13 protein-coding genes are annotated in these 14270 nt (G+C 69.2%); 10 read left to right on the forward strand and 3 right to left on the reverse strand.

Features of this window, described 5'->3' with window-relative positions:
- Positions 1–171: 171 nt before the first annotated feature.
- Positions 172–2685: a transglycosylase domain-containing protein gene (locus tag K3G64_RS09085; RefSeq protein ID WP_370647131.1), complete on the reverse strand. Its 2514-nt coding sequence runs from the start codon at positions 2683–2685 to the stop codon at positions 172–174.
- 58 nt (positions 2686–2743) lie between these two features.
- Positions 2744–3187, reverse strand: a complete 444-nt coding sequence (locus tag K3G64_RS09090) for a DUF5318 domain-containing protein (RefSeq protein ID WP_238949265.1) — start codon at positions 3185–3187, stop codon at positions 2744–2746.
- Between the two features lie 121 nt (positions 3188–3308).
- Between K3G64_RS09090 and K3G64_RS09095 the strand changes: the two genes are divergently transcribed.
- The 9 genes from K3G64_RS09095 (at position 3309) to K3G64_RS09135 (ending at position 12160) form a co-directional block, all read left to right on the forward strand.
- Positions 3309–4154, forward strand: a complete 846-nt coding sequence (locus K3G64_RS09095; protein ID WP_238949266.1) for a thioesterase family protein — start codon at positions 3309–3311, stop codon at positions 4152–4154.
- A 31-nt stretch (positions 4155–4185) separates the two neighbouring features.
- Complete coding sequence (locus tag K3G64_RS09100; RefSeq protein WP_238949268.1) at positions 4186–5052, forward strand: DUF1707 SHOCT-like domain-containing protein; 867 nt, start codon at positions 4186–4188, stop codon at positions 5050–5052.
- Between the two features lie 126 nt (positions 5053–5178).
- A complete protein-coding gene (locus K3G64_RS09105) occupies positions 5179–5724 on the forward strand; it encodes a PadR family transcriptional regulator (protein ID WP_238950542.1) in 546 nt (181 codons plus the stop codon).
- 42 nt (positions 5725–5766) lie between these two features.
- Positions 5767–6843 carry an inositol-3-phosphate synthase gene (locus K3G64_RS09110; protein WP_238949270.1) on the forward strand — a complete coding sequence of 359 codons (1077 nt, stop codon included), beginning with the start codon at positions 5767–5769 and terminating at the stop codon, positions 6841–6843.
- Between the two features lie 29 nt (positions 6844–6872).
- A complete protein-coding gene (locus K3G64_RS09115) occupies positions 6873–7772 on the forward strand; it encodes an alpha/beta fold hydrolase (protein WP_238949271.1) in 900 nt (299 codons plus the stop codon).
- Positions 7773–7964: 192 nt separating this feature from the next.
- Positions 7965–10046 carry a PhoX family protein gene (locus tag K3G64_RS09120; protein WP_238949272.1) on the forward strand — a complete coding sequence of 694 codons (2082 nt, stop codon included), beginning with the start codon at positions 7965–7967 and terminating at the stop codon, positions 10044–10046.
- Positions 10047–10068: 22 nt separating this feature from the next.
- The gene (locus tag K3G64_RS09125; protein ID WP_238949274.1) at positions 10069–10869 is read left to right on the forward strand and encodes an LLM class F420-dependent oxidoreductase; all 801 of its coding nucleotides are present in this window, start codon (positions 10069–10071) and stop codon (positions 10867–10869) included.
- Between the two features lie 81 nt (positions 10870–10950).
- The gene (locus K3G64_RS09130; protein WP_238949276.1) at positions 10951–11628 is read left to right on the forward strand and encodes a GntR family transcriptional regulator; all 678 of its coding nucleotides are present in this window, start codon (positions 10951–10953) and stop codon (positions 11626–11628) included.
- An 85-nt stretch (positions 11629–11713) separates the two neighbouring features.
- Complete coding sequence (locus K3G64_RS09135; protein WP_238949278.1) at positions 11714–12160, forward strand: MarR family winged helix-turn-helix transcriptional regulator; 447 nt, start codon at positions 11714–11716, stop codon at positions 12158–12160.
- Between the two features lie 6 nt (positions 12161–12166).
- Here the strand turns inward: K3G64_RS09135 and ggh are convergent, their stop codons facing one another.
- The gene (gene ggh / locus K3G64_RS09140) at positions 12167–13507 is read right to left on the reverse strand and encodes a glucosylglycerate hydrolase (RefSeq protein WP_238949280.1); all 1341 of its coding nucleotides are present in this window, start codon (positions 13505–13507) and stop codon (positions 12167–12169) included.
- Positions 13508–13590: 83 nt separating this feature from the next.
- On the opposite strand from ggh, the gene K3G64_RS09145 reads away from it, so the two are divergent.
- Positions 13591–14259: an SDR family oxidoreductase gene (locus K3G64_RS09145; RefSeq protein ID WP_238950544.1), complete on the forward strand. Its 669-nt coding sequence runs from the start codon at positions 13591–13593 to the stop codon at positions 14257–14259.
- Positions 14260–14270 lie beyond the last annotated feature (11 nt).

Raw genomic sequence — 14270 nt, forward strand, 5'->3', positions numbered from 1 at the left:
GCCGGTCTTCGGCCGGCCGAGCCGGCGATTCAACAGGAGCCGGCCGAGCCGGCGATTCAACAAGAGCCGGCCGAGCCGGCGATTCAACAGGAGCCGGCCGAGCCGGCGATTCAACAGGAGCCGGCCGAGGCGGCGATTGACCCGGCGATGGGGCGGAGCCGTCGGGGTGCGTCACGGAGGCGGCGGCGGCGCACCCGGCAGAAGCGGTGCGCCGGGCGGCGGCGGCGGTCCGGGTGGTAGCGGCGCTCCGACCGGCCCCGGCGGGAGTCCGGGTGCGGGCGGCACGGGCGCGGGGGTGGGCGGGGGCGGCCCGACGGGCACGGTCGTCGGCGGGCCCCAGGGGATCGTGATGCCGGGCGCCACCTCGACGGTCGGCTGGATCACCGTCTCCGACGGCGGTGGCGCCGACGTGGTCGGCGTCGGTTCCGCCGTGGTCGGCGGCGGGGGCGCCTGCGGCACGCCGGCGTATCCGCCGATCGACTCCGGCTTGGGGAACGACTCGATGTCGGTGCCCTCGAGCGCGCCGTCCATCGTGGCCTTCCAGATGTCGGACGGCAGGCCGGAGCCGTACACCGGTGAGCCCCACTGGTTCTCCAGCGGCTTGGTGCCCTCGGTGGTGCCCACCCAGACCGCCGTCGACAGCGACGGCGTGAAGCCCACCATCCAGGCGTCGCGGTTGGCCCCGGTGTCACCGAGCTGGTTGGTGCCGGTCTTGGCCGCCGACGGCCGGCCACCGGCAAGCGCGTGACCGTTGGAGTAGGCGGCGATGGGCTGCATCGCGGCGGTCACGTTGTCGGCGACCTTCTTCTCGATCCGCTGCTCGCCCGAATTGTCCTGCTGCGCCGCGTCGAACAGCACCTCGCCCTCGGCGTTGACCACCTTCTGCACGAAGTGCGGCTTGTGGTACACCCCCGATGCGGCCAGCGTCGCGTACGCCGACGCCATGTCGATGACGCGGGTCTGGTACTGGCCCAGCACGATCCCGTTGTTCGGCGGTCCGCCCTGCCCGTCTTCTGACAGCGTGTGCTCGACACCGGGGAAGCTCTCGGCGACGCCGGCCTGGTGCGCGGCGTCGGCCACGTCCTGCGGGCCGTTGTCGAGCTTCAGCATCAGCCGGTAGTAGCTGGTGTTCAGTGACTGTTTGAGCGCCTCGGCGATGTTGCAGGTGCCGCACCCGCCGCCCTCGACGTTGCCGATCTGGATGCCGTTGACCGTCAGCGGCGAGCTGTCCACCTGCGTGCCCAGCCCCATGCCCTGCTGCAGCGCCGCGACCAACGCGAAGACCTTGAACGACGACCCCGTCGGAAGGCCGGCCTGGGCGAAGTCGAAGCCGTTGGCGTCGGTTCCCCCGTAGTAGGCCTTCACCCCGCCGGTTCGCGGATCGATCGACACGATCGCGGTGCGCATGTCCGGGTCCTGACCCTCGAGGTACTCGGCGGCCGCCTCCTCCGCGGCGCTCTGCGCCTGTCGGTCGATCGTCGTGGTGATCTGCAGACCCTCGGTATTCAGCGTCTGCTCGTTGATGTCGAACAGCTCGAGCAGCTCCTTCTGCACCTGCCGCTCGATCAGCCCGTTGGGGCCGGTCGTCTGGTTCTGTGAGCGCGCCAGATCCGGCGGCACCGTCGCGGGGAACACCTGCGCGGCGCGCTCCTGCGGCGACAGCGCACCGATCTCCACCATGCCGTCGAGCACCCAGTTCCACCGCGCGGCGGCGCCTTCCGGGTTGACGGCCGGATCCAGGGCCGAAGGCCGCTGGATGAGCGCGGCCAGCAGGGCGCTCTCGGAGACGTTGAGCTGTTCGACCGGCTTGTCGAAGTACGCCTTCGACGCCGCGGCGATGCCGTAGGAGCCACGGCCGAAGTAGATGATGTTCAGATACGACTGCAGGACCTGGTCTTTGGACCATTCGCCGGACATCTTCGTCGAGATCACCAGCTCCTTGGCCTTCCTGGTGATGCCACCCAGACCGGAGCGTTCCGAGCCGACGAGCGCGTTCTTGACGTACTGCTGGGTGATCGTCGACCCGCCCTGTAGATCCTCACCGGACAGGTTGTTCATGATCGCGCGGGCGAACCCGGTCAACGAGAAGCCCGGGTTGGAGTAGAAGTCGCGGTCCTCGGCGGCCATCACCGCGTTGCGGGCCTGCAGCGGAATCTGGTCGATGTTGACGTCGATCCGGTTGCCTTCCGGCGGAACGATCTTCGCCAGCTCGCTGCCGTCGCTGGCCAGGATCGTGGACACCTGGTTGGTGCGGATGTCGCCGGGCTGCGGTACGTCGACGATCAGGTAGGCCATCGCGAACGTGACGACCGGCAGCACGATGAACAGCACGGCCGACGCGAGGGCGCCGCGGCGCACCCACTTCCAGTTGATCCGTTGGCCGCCGCTGCGCCGCGGACCCTGCGGTCCACCCGGCGGGCCGCCACCACCCGGCGGTCGACGGGGTGGTGCGGGGGGCCTGGGCGGTGGCGTGCCGTCCAGTGCGGCCTTGACGGCGTCGACGGGATCGCGCAGGTGTGGGGGCCGCGCCTCGCGGACCGGCGGCAGGACCGCGGTATGGCGGTCCTCGGGCGGCGTCGAGCGGCCGGGCCGCCGCCCGCCCTCGCGCTTCGACGACGACCGGGACGGGTCGGCCGGCGGGCGGTTGCGGGCGGCGCCGTCGGGCCTCGGGTTCGACGCGCTCACGCCGTCAGCCTCGCGTCCTGAACGGACCTCGTTGGCTGACCGGTCGTGGCGCCCTTCGCTATTCACTCGCCGTGCGCGCACGATCGCGCGCGGGCCGGGTGCTCTTCGGTCTGCGCGTTCCCCGAGACCCGCCAGGGGGTGGGACCGCGCCGAGCACGTACGACTTGACCAGATGATTCCAGCTGCAGGTGCGACATACCTCCACCACGTGTACCGAGAACTCGTCGTATCGGGTCGCCAGCAGGACCAACTCCTCGGCGGTGCGCGCCGATCCCGACACCGGGCCCAGGTGATCGCCGAATACCCACGACACCAGGGTGAGCTGTTCCTTGCGGCAGATCGGGCACGTCACCGAACTGGGCTTGCCGTGGAACTTCGCAGCGCGCAGAAGGTAGGGGTTGGCGTCGCAAACATCCGAGACGCCTGTGCGCCCCGAGTACACCTCCGCCAGCAGCGACCGTCGCCGAAGCGCATAGTCCACCACCTGTCGCTGCAATCGCACGGAGACCAGAGTACGTCGGCGATCAGACCGACGAGGCGCGACGGCTCGGCTTGGTGCATCCCTATGGTGTTTGACTTGGACGTTCGTCGATTCCACCGGCGGGCGAGAGTCAGGAGAACACATGCTGGACGGACGCGACTTCGCCCTCGATGGCGGCCCGACCGGTGAGGCGACCAGCCGGTACACCCGTGATCTGCCCGAGCACTGGTGCTTCGACGGGCGGGCGTTCGGCGGCTACACCTCGGCGCTGGCGCTGGCCGCGATGTTCGCGCACACCGGCCGCGACGCCGCGGCGTCGCTGTCGGTCACCTTCGTCGAGAGCGGCCTACCCGGTCCGCTGGAGGTGCAGGTCCGCACCATCCGCAGCGGTCGCACCGCGGCGGCGGTCGAGGCGACGGTCGGCCAGCACGGTCGCACGATCCTGATCGCGAGCAGTTGGCTGGCCGACGGCTGGTCGGGCCCGCCGTCGGTGGACGCGCCGGTGCCCTTCGACCGCTACGGGACGCCACTGTCTGACCCGGCGTCGGGGACGTCGTTGGAGTGGATCGGCGAAACGTACCCGTCGCTGCGCTTCGCTCGCCGCCGCGGTGTCGACTACCCGCGCGGCCTGGCCGAGTTCGCCGACCGTCGCCCCCAGGTGGCGCTGTGGGTCAGCATCGATAACGGGGCCGGCGGGACCGATGCGGCCGATCCGTTGGAGCATCCGCAGATCGCCGACGTCCTACACGCCGACGCGCATCTGTTCGACGCGCCCGGCAAGGTGTCCGGATTCGTGGACGCCTGGCTGCTGAGCCTGGATCTCAACCTCGTCTGGCAGCCCGGCGCGCACCTGCGGCCGTCGACCCAGTGGCGGCTGCTCGAAGCCGGCGGATCGGTCGGCAACGGAGGCGTCACGGCCTACGGCTCTCTGCGGGGGCTCGACGGCGCCCTCGCCGCGGTGCTGACCTCGCAGGGCCTCATCCGCTGACCGACGGCCGCCGGACCTTACGATGATCGTCGTGGCAGCGAGCTGGTCCGGGCGGCAGAGCCCGGGAACGCGGGCGAAGGACTCCGACCGCAACGACACGTGCCAGATCCTCGACAGCGCGCTGAGCGAGGGGCAGCTGTCGATGGCCGAGCACGGTGAGCGGGTCAAGGCGGCCACCACGGCGACCACGCTGGGTGAACTGCAGGCGCTCGTGTCGGATCTGCAGACCGAGCACGCGCCGGTACAGCTTCGGCAGCTGAAGAAGCCGCGGCCGGTCGCGGGCTCGGGTGCGGGCTGGGGGTTGCGGCTCGCGGTGGCCGGCGTGCTCGTGGTGCTCGGCATCGCGATCGGCTGGGGCCTCTACGGCAACACCTCGTCGCCGCTGAACTTCACGTCGGACCCCGGCGCCAAGACCGACGGCATCACGCCGGTGGTGCTGACCCCGCCGCGGGAACTGCACTCGCTGGGCGGCCTGACCGGGCTGATGAAGCAGATGAGGCAGCGCTTCGGCGACACCATGGGCTATCGGCTGACCGTGTATCCGGACTACGCCTCGCTGACCCGACCCGATCCGGGCGAGGAGCGTCGCGAGCTCAACTACACCTACCGCGGCGGCTGGGGCGACCCGAGCACCAGCTCCCGGTCCAGCGACGCGACCGAGGTCGATCTGAGCAAGTTCGACGCCAAGGCCGTGGTCGGCGTGCTGCGTGGGGCGCCCGAGACGCTGGGCATCAAACCGGCTGACGTCGACAGCACCTACCTGAGCATCGACGCGAGCGGCGACCCGACAACACCCGGCGCGTTGTCGCTGTCGGTATATGTGTCCAGCGACTACGGCGGCGGGTACATCGCACTGGGCGGCGACGGCACGGTCAAGCAGATCAACTACCCCTCCTGAAGGTGTGACGCAGTTCGCTCCGGGGTAACCCTTTGTTCGCATCGAATATATCGGCGCGATACTATGGTGCGAGGTGTCGGACCGCCGTAACGGACTTGCGGAAATCTTTGGGAGGAGGTGCCCGTGATGCTGGAACTGGCCATCCTGGGGCTCCTCCAGGAGTCGCCGATGCACGGCTACGAACTCCGTAAGCGGTTGACCGGACTGCTGGGCGCCTTCCGTGCGTTCTCCTACGGCTCGCTCTACCCGGCGCTGCGGCGGATGCAGACCGACGGCTTGATCGTCGAGGACGCCGCGCCCGACGGCATCCCCAAGATGCGCCGCGCAAGGCGTGTCTACCGGCTCAGCGAAGCGGGCAAGCAGCGCTTCGCCGAATTGGTGGCCGACACCGGCCCACAGAACTTCTCCGACGACGGATTCGGAGTGCACTTGGCCTTCTTCAACCGCACCCCGGCCGAGGCCCGGATGCGGATCCTGGAGGGCCGCCGTCGTCAGGTGGAGGAACGCCGTGAGGGCCTGCGCGAAGCAGTGGCGCGGGCCAGCAGCTCAATCGACCGGTACACCCGCCAGCTACATCAGCTCGGGTTGGAGTCCAGCGAGCGCGAAGTGAAATGGCTCAACGAGTTGATAGCGGCGGAACGCTTGGCGCAGGGACGGGCCGAGCAGCCGTAGGCATGACCGAATCGAAGTACGACAGGGAAGGAAAGAGCCGTCATGGCATCTAATGCGGAGGTACGGGTCGCGATTGTCGGTGTGGGCAACTGCGCGTCCTCACTTGTTCAGGGTGTGCAGTACTACCAGGACGCCGACGAGTCGGCCAACGTTCCTGGGCTGATGCACGTGCGGCTGGGCCCCTACCACGTTCGGGACGTGAAGTTCGTCGCCGCGTTCGATGTGGACGCCAAGAAGGTCGGCTTCGACCTGTCCGAGGCGATCTTCGCGTCGGAGAACAACACCATCAAGATCGCCGACGTGCCGCCGACCAACGTCACGGTGCAGCGCGGCCCGACGCTCGACGGCATCGGCAAGTACTACGCCGACACCATCGAGGTCTCCGACTCCGACCCCGTCGACGTCGTCAAGGCGCTCAGGGACGCCGAGGTCGACGTGCTGGTGTCCTACCTGCCGGTGGGAAGCGAGGAAGCCGACAAGTTCTACGCCCAGTGCGCGATCGACGCCGGCGTGGCGTTCGTCAACGCGCTTCCGGTGTTCATCGCTTCGGACCCCGTGTGGGCGAAGAAGTTCGAAGACGCGGGCGTTCCGATCGTCGGCGACGACATCAAGAGCCAGGTCGGCGCGACCATCACCCACCGCGTGATGGCCAAGCTGTTCGAGGACCGCGGCGTGCAACTCGACCGCACCATGCAGCTCAATGTCGGCGGCAACATGGACTTCCTCAACATGCTTGAGCGGGAGCGGTTGGAGTCGAAGAAGATCTCCAAGACCCAGGCCGTGACGAGCAACCTGCAGCGCGAGTTCAAGACCAAGGACGTGCACATCGGCCCGTCCGACCACGTCGGCTGGCTCGACGACCGCAAGTGGGCCTACGTGCGGCTCGAGGGCCGTGCGTTCGGCGATGTGCCGCTGAACCTCGAGTACAAGCTCGAGGTGTGGGACTCGCCGAACTCGGCGGGCGTCATCATCGACGCGGTGCGCGCGGCGAAGATCGCCAAAGACCGCGGCATCGGCGGCCCAGTCGTCGCCGCGTCGGCCTACCTGATGAAGAGCCCGCCGCAGCAGCTGGCCGACGACGTCGCGCGGGCCCAGCTCGAGGACTTCATCGAGGGCTGAACCTCACGTTGCTTTTGTAGGGTTCGCTGATGAGCGAAATCTCGGCGGACGACGAACTGGCCACCCTGTCGGAGTTCATCTTCCTCGAGGAGAACGCGCGACAGGCCGGTGTGTCGGCGGTGCCGAACGTGCAGCGCATCGACTCCGGGCCGATCAGCGCACTGAAGTTCGGTGACGGTGCGCCGCGCGTCGTGTTCCTGCACGGCGGCGGGCAGAACGCACACACGTGGGACACGGTGATCGTCGGGTTGGGCGAACCGGCGCTGGCGATCGACCTGCCCGGCCACGGCCGCTCGGCCTGGCGCGAGGACGGCGACTACGGGCCTAAGCGGGGTGCCGTCGCCGTCGAACCCGTGGTGCGGCAGTTCGCCCCAGACGCCGACCTCGTCGTCGGGATGTCGCTGGGCGGGCTGACCGCGCTGCGGCTCGCGGTGGCCGCACCGGACCTGGTGCGCCGGTTGGTGCTGGTCGACGTGACGCCGTCGGCGCCCGAGCGGCACACCGAGATGACCGAGGCGCAGAAGGGCACCGTCGCGCTGGTCGACGGGAACCGCACGTTCCCGTCGTTCGAGGCGATGCTCGAGGTGACGGTCGCCGCGGCACCGCACCGGGACCGGGAGTCGTTGCGGCGAGGCGTGTTCCACAACGCCAAGCGGCTCGAGGACGGCACCTGGACATGGCGGTACGACACGTTCCGTAAGGGCGAAGGTTTTGACGGCCTGTGGGAGGACGTACCCCGGCTCACCGTTCCGACGACGCTGGTGCGTGGGGCCAACTCGTTCTTCGTCAACGACGATGACGCGGCCGAGTTCGCCCGCACCGCACCGGGTTTCCGCGATGTCCACATGGTCGCGGACTCGGGGCACTCGGTGCAGAGCGATCAGCCACTCAAGTTGACCGAGATCCTGCGCGGGGTGCTCGCACAGTAGCGCGAGCGTAATGATGCGGCGGTGTATCCGCGCGCAGAGCGCCATGGCGTTACATTCGCCGGCCGAGCGGCGTCGTTATCTTCCTGTTCACCCATTCCTTGCCGATTGTCGGCCGGCTTCCCGTAGCTTTCGGGAGTCCGGCCCGACCGACCAGCCCTCGGCCCGGTTCCGTTTCGGAAGGAATGCGACGTCATGGCGCTCGTGCCGCTCAACCTGCTCGTGACCCACGACGGAAAGTCGAAGCGTCAACACCTGACGTGTCTGTACAAGTGCGGTGACGCCTGCAACAAGCCGGTGCCCAACAAGAGCGACAACGAGTACTTCGGCGACATCGCCAAGTCGCTGTCGCGGCGGGCCGCGCTGAAGGCCGGTGGCGTCGCGGTCCTCGCGGTCGGCGCCGGTTCAGTCCTGGCGGCGTGCGGCAGCGAGGACCAACCGGCCGCCACCACGACCACGACGGACGCCCCGGCCGAGACGCCGCCGGGCATGAGATTCCCCTCGGTGGCACCCAACAGCGAGGACTCCGTCGTCATCCCCGAGGGCTACCAGCAGGCGGTGGTGATCAGCTGGGGCGATCCCGTCCTCGAGGGTGCGCCGAGGTTCGACGTCACCAACCAGACCGGCGCCGCGCAGCGCGGGCAGTTCGGCTTCAACAACGACTTCGCCGGACTGCTGCCGATACCCGACCAGCAGAACCGCTTCCTGCTGGTGACCAACTTCGAGTACGTCGACCCCGTCTTCATGTTCCCCGGCTACAACGCCGACGCACCCACCCGCGTGCAGTTCGACGTCGAGATCGCGGCCGTCGGCATGGGCGTCGTCGAGGTCGAACGCACACCGAAGGGCCTGCGGCCGGTGATGGGGCGCTACAACCGCCGCGTCACCGCCGACACCCCGATGACGCTGACCGGTCCGGCCGCAGGAACGGACTTCGTCAAGACCGCGGCCGACCCGGCCGGCCGCACCGTCGCGGGCACGTTCGCAAACTGTGCGGGCGGCGTAACCCCCTGGGGCACAGTGCTTTCCGGCGAGGAGAACTTCCAGGACTACTTCGGCGCCGCCGAGGGCGCCCCGGCGCCGAGCCCCGTCGACGCCGACCGTCGCGACCGCTACGGCATCTCCGCCGAACCGTCGACCCTGGGGTGGGAGACGTTCGACCCGCGCTTCGACCTGGTGGCCACCCCCAACGAGCCCAACCGGTTCGGCTACGTCGTCGAACTCAACCCGTGGGACCCGAACTCGATGCCCGTCAAGCACTCGGCGATGGGCCGGCTCAAGCACGAAGGCGCCAACATCTACGTCACCGACGACGGCACCGTCGTCGCCTACACCGGCGACGACGAGCGCTTCGACTACATGTACAAGTTCGTGTCGAGCAAGAAGATGCGGCCCGGCGGCCAGGCCGGCGGCGATCCCGAGGCGATGGCGCACAACATGACCGTGCTCGACGAGGGCACGCTATATGTCGCCAAGCTCTCCAGCGACATCCCGGCCAACGAGATCGACGGCTCGGGCGAGCTGCCGTCGAAGGGGTCGTTCAGCGGCACCGGCACGTGGCTGCCGCTGCTGCGCTCGGGCCCGGACGGGCAGGCCGAGTCGCTGGTCGACGGAATCTCGGCCCAGGAGGTCGCGGTGTTCACCCGGATGGCCGCCGACAAAGCCGGCGCCACCAAGATGGATCGCCCCGAGGACTTCGAGGCCGACCCCAAGACCGGCAAGGTCTACGTCGCACTGACCAACAACGACGAGCGCGGTGCGCCAGGGGAAGCCCCGCCCGATGCGGCCAACCCCCGCAACGACAACAAGAGCGGCCAGGTCCTCGAGATCACCGACAACCACGCCGGTACCGACTTCACCTGGGACCTGCTGCTGGTCTGCGGCGACCCGGCGGCGGCCGACACCTACTTCGCCGGCTTCGACAAGACCAAGGTCAGTCCGATCTCCTGCCCGGACAACCTCGCCTTCGACAGACACGGAAACCTCTGGATCTCCACCGACGGCAACGCGCTCGACTCCAACGACGGGTTGTTCGCCGTCGCGCTGGACGGGCCGAACCGCGGCGAGACCAAACAGTTCCTCACCGTGCCGCTCGGCGCCGAGACCTGCGGGCCGATCGTCACCGACGACCTGGTGATGGTGGCGGTCCAGCACCCGGGCGAGAACGACGACAACAGCATCGACGACCCCCTCTCGCGCTGGCCCGAGGGCGGCAACGGCACGGCGCGGCCGTCAATGGTGGCGGTGTGGCGAGCCGACGGACGGATTGGCCTCTGAGCAGAAGGGGAATGACGGATCGGTGAGCCAACCGATCCGCATCGGCGTGCAACTGCAGCCGCAGCACTCCCCGCAGTACAGTCACCTGCGCGACGCCGTCCGGCGCTGTGAGGACATCGGCGTCGACGTGGCGTTCAACTGGGACCACTTCTTCCCGCTCTACGGTGACCCCGACGGGGCGCACTACGAGTGCTGGACGATGCTGGGGGCCTGGGCCGAGCAGACGTCGCGCATCGAGATCGGCGCGCTGGTGACCTGCAACTCGTATCGCAACCCCGAACTCCTCGCCGACATGGCGCGCACCGTCGATCACATCAGCGACGGCCGGCTCATCCTGGGCATCGGGTCGGGCTGGAAGCAGAAGGACTATGACGAGTACGGCTACGAGTTCGGCACGGCGGGCAGCAGGCTCGACGACCTCGCCGCGGCGATGCCGCGCATCACGTCGCGGCTGGCCAAGCTCAATCCACCGCCGATCCGCGACATCCCCCTCCTCATCGGCGGCGGCGGCGAGCGCAAGACGCTGCGGCTGGTCGCCGAGCACAGCGACATCTGGCACAGCTTCGCCGACAGCAGCGACTACCCCCGCAAGGCCGAGGTCCTCGCCGGACACTGCGCCGCCGTCGGTCGCGACCCGGACGCCATCGAGCGCTCCGCCGGGGTTTCGGGCAAGACGCTCGACGAGTTGACGGCCGAGGCCGACGCGCTCGCGAATCTGGGTGTCACGTTGCTGACGGTCGGCGTCAACGGCCCGGCGTACGACCTCTCCGAAGCGGAGGCGTTGTGCCGCTGGCGCGACCGCCGTGGAACCGGCGGTGGGTGAACCCGCGTAGGCCTTCCGGTGGCGTGGGCGGCGTGAGAGACTGGCGGCGCACCGTGCACGTAGGGGAAGAGCGATCCCACCATGCCCAAGAAGTATGGGGTCAAGGAGAAAGACCTTGTGGTCGCGCATGTGTGCGATCTGATCCTGACGGGCAAGCTGCAGTCCGGCGACCGGGTGGACCGCAACGAGATCGCCCACGAGCTCGGGTTATCGCGGGTGCCGATCCAGGAGGCCGTCGTGCAACTGGAACACGACGGCATCCTGTCCACCCGGTACCACCGCGGAGCCTTCGTGGAACGGTTCGACGCCGGGGTCCTGCGTGAGCACCACGAGCTGTACGGCGTGTTGACCAGCGTGGCCGCGGCCCGCGCGGCGACCGCGGCCGATCCCCGCTTCATCGACAGGCTGGCCGGGCTGATGGGCGTCATCCGCAACGCCAGGGACGCCCGCGCGTTCCAGGAGACCGCGTGGGCGTACCGGGCCGCGATCAACGACGAGTACGCCGGGCCGCGGTTGGCCGCGATGATCCGGGCGTCGCAGTCATTCATCCCCCGGACGTTCTGGGTGGCCTACCAGCGCAACATCGACGAGCTGCTGCCGATGTACGAAGCGGAGACCGCGGCCATTCAGCGGGGCGACACCGAGGGCGCGCGGCGGGCCTGCGTCGAGCGCGCCGACGCGATGGGCCGCATCATGCTGGCCGAACTGGTGCGTCGCGGCGTGATGCAGGCGGCGGGCGCACCGTCGCGCGCCTTCTGAATCGGCGCATCCGTTCGCAGCAGCGACGATTCACGTGACCGTCATTCCAACATGGCAGGACCAGACAGGTTAGACTGCCTGCATTATGGTGGAGGTCGAGCCGCAGGTCGCTGCACTGGCGGGGGAGCTGCAACGGGTGTTGTCCCGGGTGTTCTCCGTGCTGCGCCGCAGTGACAACTCGAACCGCGGCGAGACCGGTGACCTCACCTTGGCCCAGCTGTCGATCCTGCTGACGCTGCTGGAGCAGGGGCCGATCCGGATGACGGACCTCGCCGCGCACGAGCGAGTGCGGACTCCCACCACTACCGTGGCGATCCGCCGGCTGGAGAAGCTGGGGCTGGTCAAGCGCTCTCGCGACCCATCCGACCTGCGCGCAGTGCTGGTCGAGATCACCCCGGAGGGGCTGGCCCAGCACCAGGAGGCACTGGCCGCCCGGCGCGCTCACCTGGCCACACTCATGGCGAAGCTGGGCCCCGAGGACCTCGAGACGCTGACCAAGGCGCTCGGTCCGCTGGAGCGCATCGCCGAATAGCCGAAGTCAGCCCAGCCAGTCCAACACCGCCGCCGCGGTCCAGGACTGCTGCATGCTGCCCAGCGGCTCGCCGGTGAACGGTTCGTAGTACTCGGCGAACGCGCCGTCGCTGGCCTGACGCAGACCCTCCTGCCGCAGCAGCCGGGACCGCTCGGCCCAGCCGCGGCGGGCGAAGCACCAGGAGAACAGCCACGTCATGACCGGCCACACCGGGCCCCGCCAGTACTCGCGTGGGCGAAAGTCGCGCGACACCGGAGATGTCGAGGGGATGCACGCGTATTTCAGGTCGGGGTGCGCGCAGAACCGGGGACCCTCGAGCAGTTTGACCAACGCCCGCTCCCTGTCGTGCGGTAGGCCGCCGCACAACAGCGGTGCGAACTGCGCGACGGTCTCGGTCGCCACCCAGTCGCCGGTGCGTACGTCGAAATCCCTTGCGGCTCCTGTTCTTTCGTCGGCGGTGTCGACGACGCCCTGCCGGAACCGCTTGCCCCATTCATAGAGATCGCGCACGTCGGCGCTGGGGCGGCGGTAGTCCTCGCCGATCTCGGCCAGCACGTCGCACGCCACCGAGAAGATGGCCGAGACGAAGACGTCCTCCACCGCGAAGCTCATCACCTTCGGCAGCAGCTCGTCGTCGTAGCGCGCCGACTTCATCTCCTCGAGCAGCCACAGGTAGCGGTCGTACTCGACGTCGGTCGGCCGCTGGCTGGCGTCGGTGACGATCGCGATGTCCTCGCGCTGGTATTCGGGCACGTTGCCCGGAATCACCTTGGCGTAGGCGCTGTCCCAGCGTGGCGAGTTGTCCATCCCCGACTCCCAGCCGTGGTACAGCGTCACCCTGCCGTGCTCGTTGGGGTCGCGCGCCTCGGCGAGCCAGCGGTGCCAACTGACCAACTCGTCCCAGCGCCGGTCGATGAACGCCTCGGCCACCGAACGGGTGGACCGGCCGCGGGTCTGGGCCTGGTCGAGGATGCGCTGCACCGCGATCGCGTGCACCGGCGGCTGGGTGATGCCGGAGGTGTGCCGGTTATGCGGCGCGTGCGCGGCCAGCGCCGAGGTGGCCCACCGGGCCGGACCCGGGAAGTAGCCGTCGACTCCGTTGGCGAACACGATGTGCGGGATCATGCCGTTGGTCCACTGCGCCGACAGCAGCGTATCGAGTTCGACGACGGCGCGCTCGACGCTCAGCGGCGCCAGGCCGATCGCCACGAACGCCGCGTCCCAGCTCCACATGTGCGGGTAGAGCAGCGGGGCCGCGGTCGTCATGGTGCCCAGGTCGTTGCCCCGCAGCAGATAGGCGGCGCGGGCCGCCAGCTGGGTCGGGGCGAACGTCGGATCGAGGGGCATCCGTTCAATCATGCGACGCCGGCGCCCGGCGCGCAGGTCGGTAGGGTGGACTCATGCCGGATGGCGCCGCCCCGGCGGCTCGGATGCCCAGTGCTCTGATCACAGGTGCGTCGCGGGGGCTCGGATCGGCGATCGCGACGGAGTTGGCGCCGACGCACACCCTGTTTCTGGCCGGCCGGCCGTCCGACGCGCTCGATGCGGTGGCCGCCCGGTTCGGCGCCACCACATGGCCCGTCGACCTGGCCGATGTGGACGGCATCGAGGCCGCCGTCGAGCCGATCGTCGAGCTGGACCTGCTGATCCACAACGCAGGCACCGCTCACCCGGCGCGGGTCGGCGAATCGACCGTCGCGCAGTGGCGTGACACCATGCAGGTGAACCTCATCGGCGCGGTCGCGCTCACGCTCGCGTTGCTGCCCGCACTGCGCGCCGCTCGCGGTCACGTGCTGTTCGTCAACTCCGGCTCCGGGATCAACGCCTCACCGGGGCTCGCGTCGTACTCGGCGAGCAAGTTCGCGCTGCGCTCGTTCGCCGATTCGCTGCGAGCCGACGAGCCGTCGCTGCGGGTGACGTCGGTGCACCCCGGCCGCATCGCCACCGAGATGCAGGAGGGGCTGGTCGCCTACGAGGGCGGCGAGTACGACCCCGCGCGGTTCCTCAGCCCCGAGTCGGTGGCCAAGGTGATCGCCGATGCGGTGCACACCCCGCCGGACGCTCACGTGCACGAGGTGATCGTGCGCCCGCGCCGGTGACGACTCGCCGC

Source organism: Mycobacterium sp. IDR2000157661 (assembly GCF_022317005.1).
GTDB lineage: Bacteria > Actinomycetota > Actinomycetes > Mycobacteriales > Mycobacteriaceae > Mycobacterium.

Excerpts from the sequence above, each read along its gene's own strand:
- K3G64_RS09095 (WP_238949266.1), top strand. The coding sequence starts at position 3,309 with ATGCTGGACGGACGCGACTTCGCCCTCGATGGCGGCCCGACCGGTGAG.
- K3G64_RS09105 (WP_238950542.1), top strand. The coding sequence starts at position 5,179 with ATGCTGGAACTGGCCATCCTGGGGCTCCTCCAGGAGTCGCCGATGCAC.
- K3G64_RS09110 (WP_238949270.1), top strand. The coding sequence starts at position 5,767 with ATGGCATCTAATGCGGAGGTACGGGTCGCGATTGTCGGTGTGGGCAAC.
- K3G64_RS09115 (WP_238949271.1), top strand. The coding sequence starts at position 6,873 with ATGAGCGAAATCTCGGCGGACGACGAACTGGCCACCCTGTCGGAGTTC.
- K3G64_RS09120 (WP_238949272.1), top strand. The coding sequence starts at position 7,965 with ATGGCGCTCGTGCCGCTCAACCTGCTCGTGACCCACGACGGAAAGTCG.
- K3G64_RS09130 (WP_238949276.1), top strand. The coding sequence starts at position 10,951 with ATGCCCAAGAAGTATGGGGTCAAGGAGAAAGACCTTGTGGTCGCGCAT.
- K3G64_RS09135 (WP_238949278.1), top strand. The coding sequence starts at position 11,714 with ATGGTGGAGGTCGAGCCGCAGGTCGCTGCACTGGCGGGGGAGCTGCAA.
- ggh (WP_238949280.1), bottom strand. The coding sequence starts at position 13,507 with ATGCCCCTCGATCCGACGTTCGCCCCGACCCAGCTGGCGGCCCGCGCC.
- K3G64_RS09145 (WP_238950544.1), top strand. The coding sequence starts at position 13,591 with ATGCCCAGTGCTCTGATCACAGGTGCGTCGCGGGGGCTCGGATCGGCG.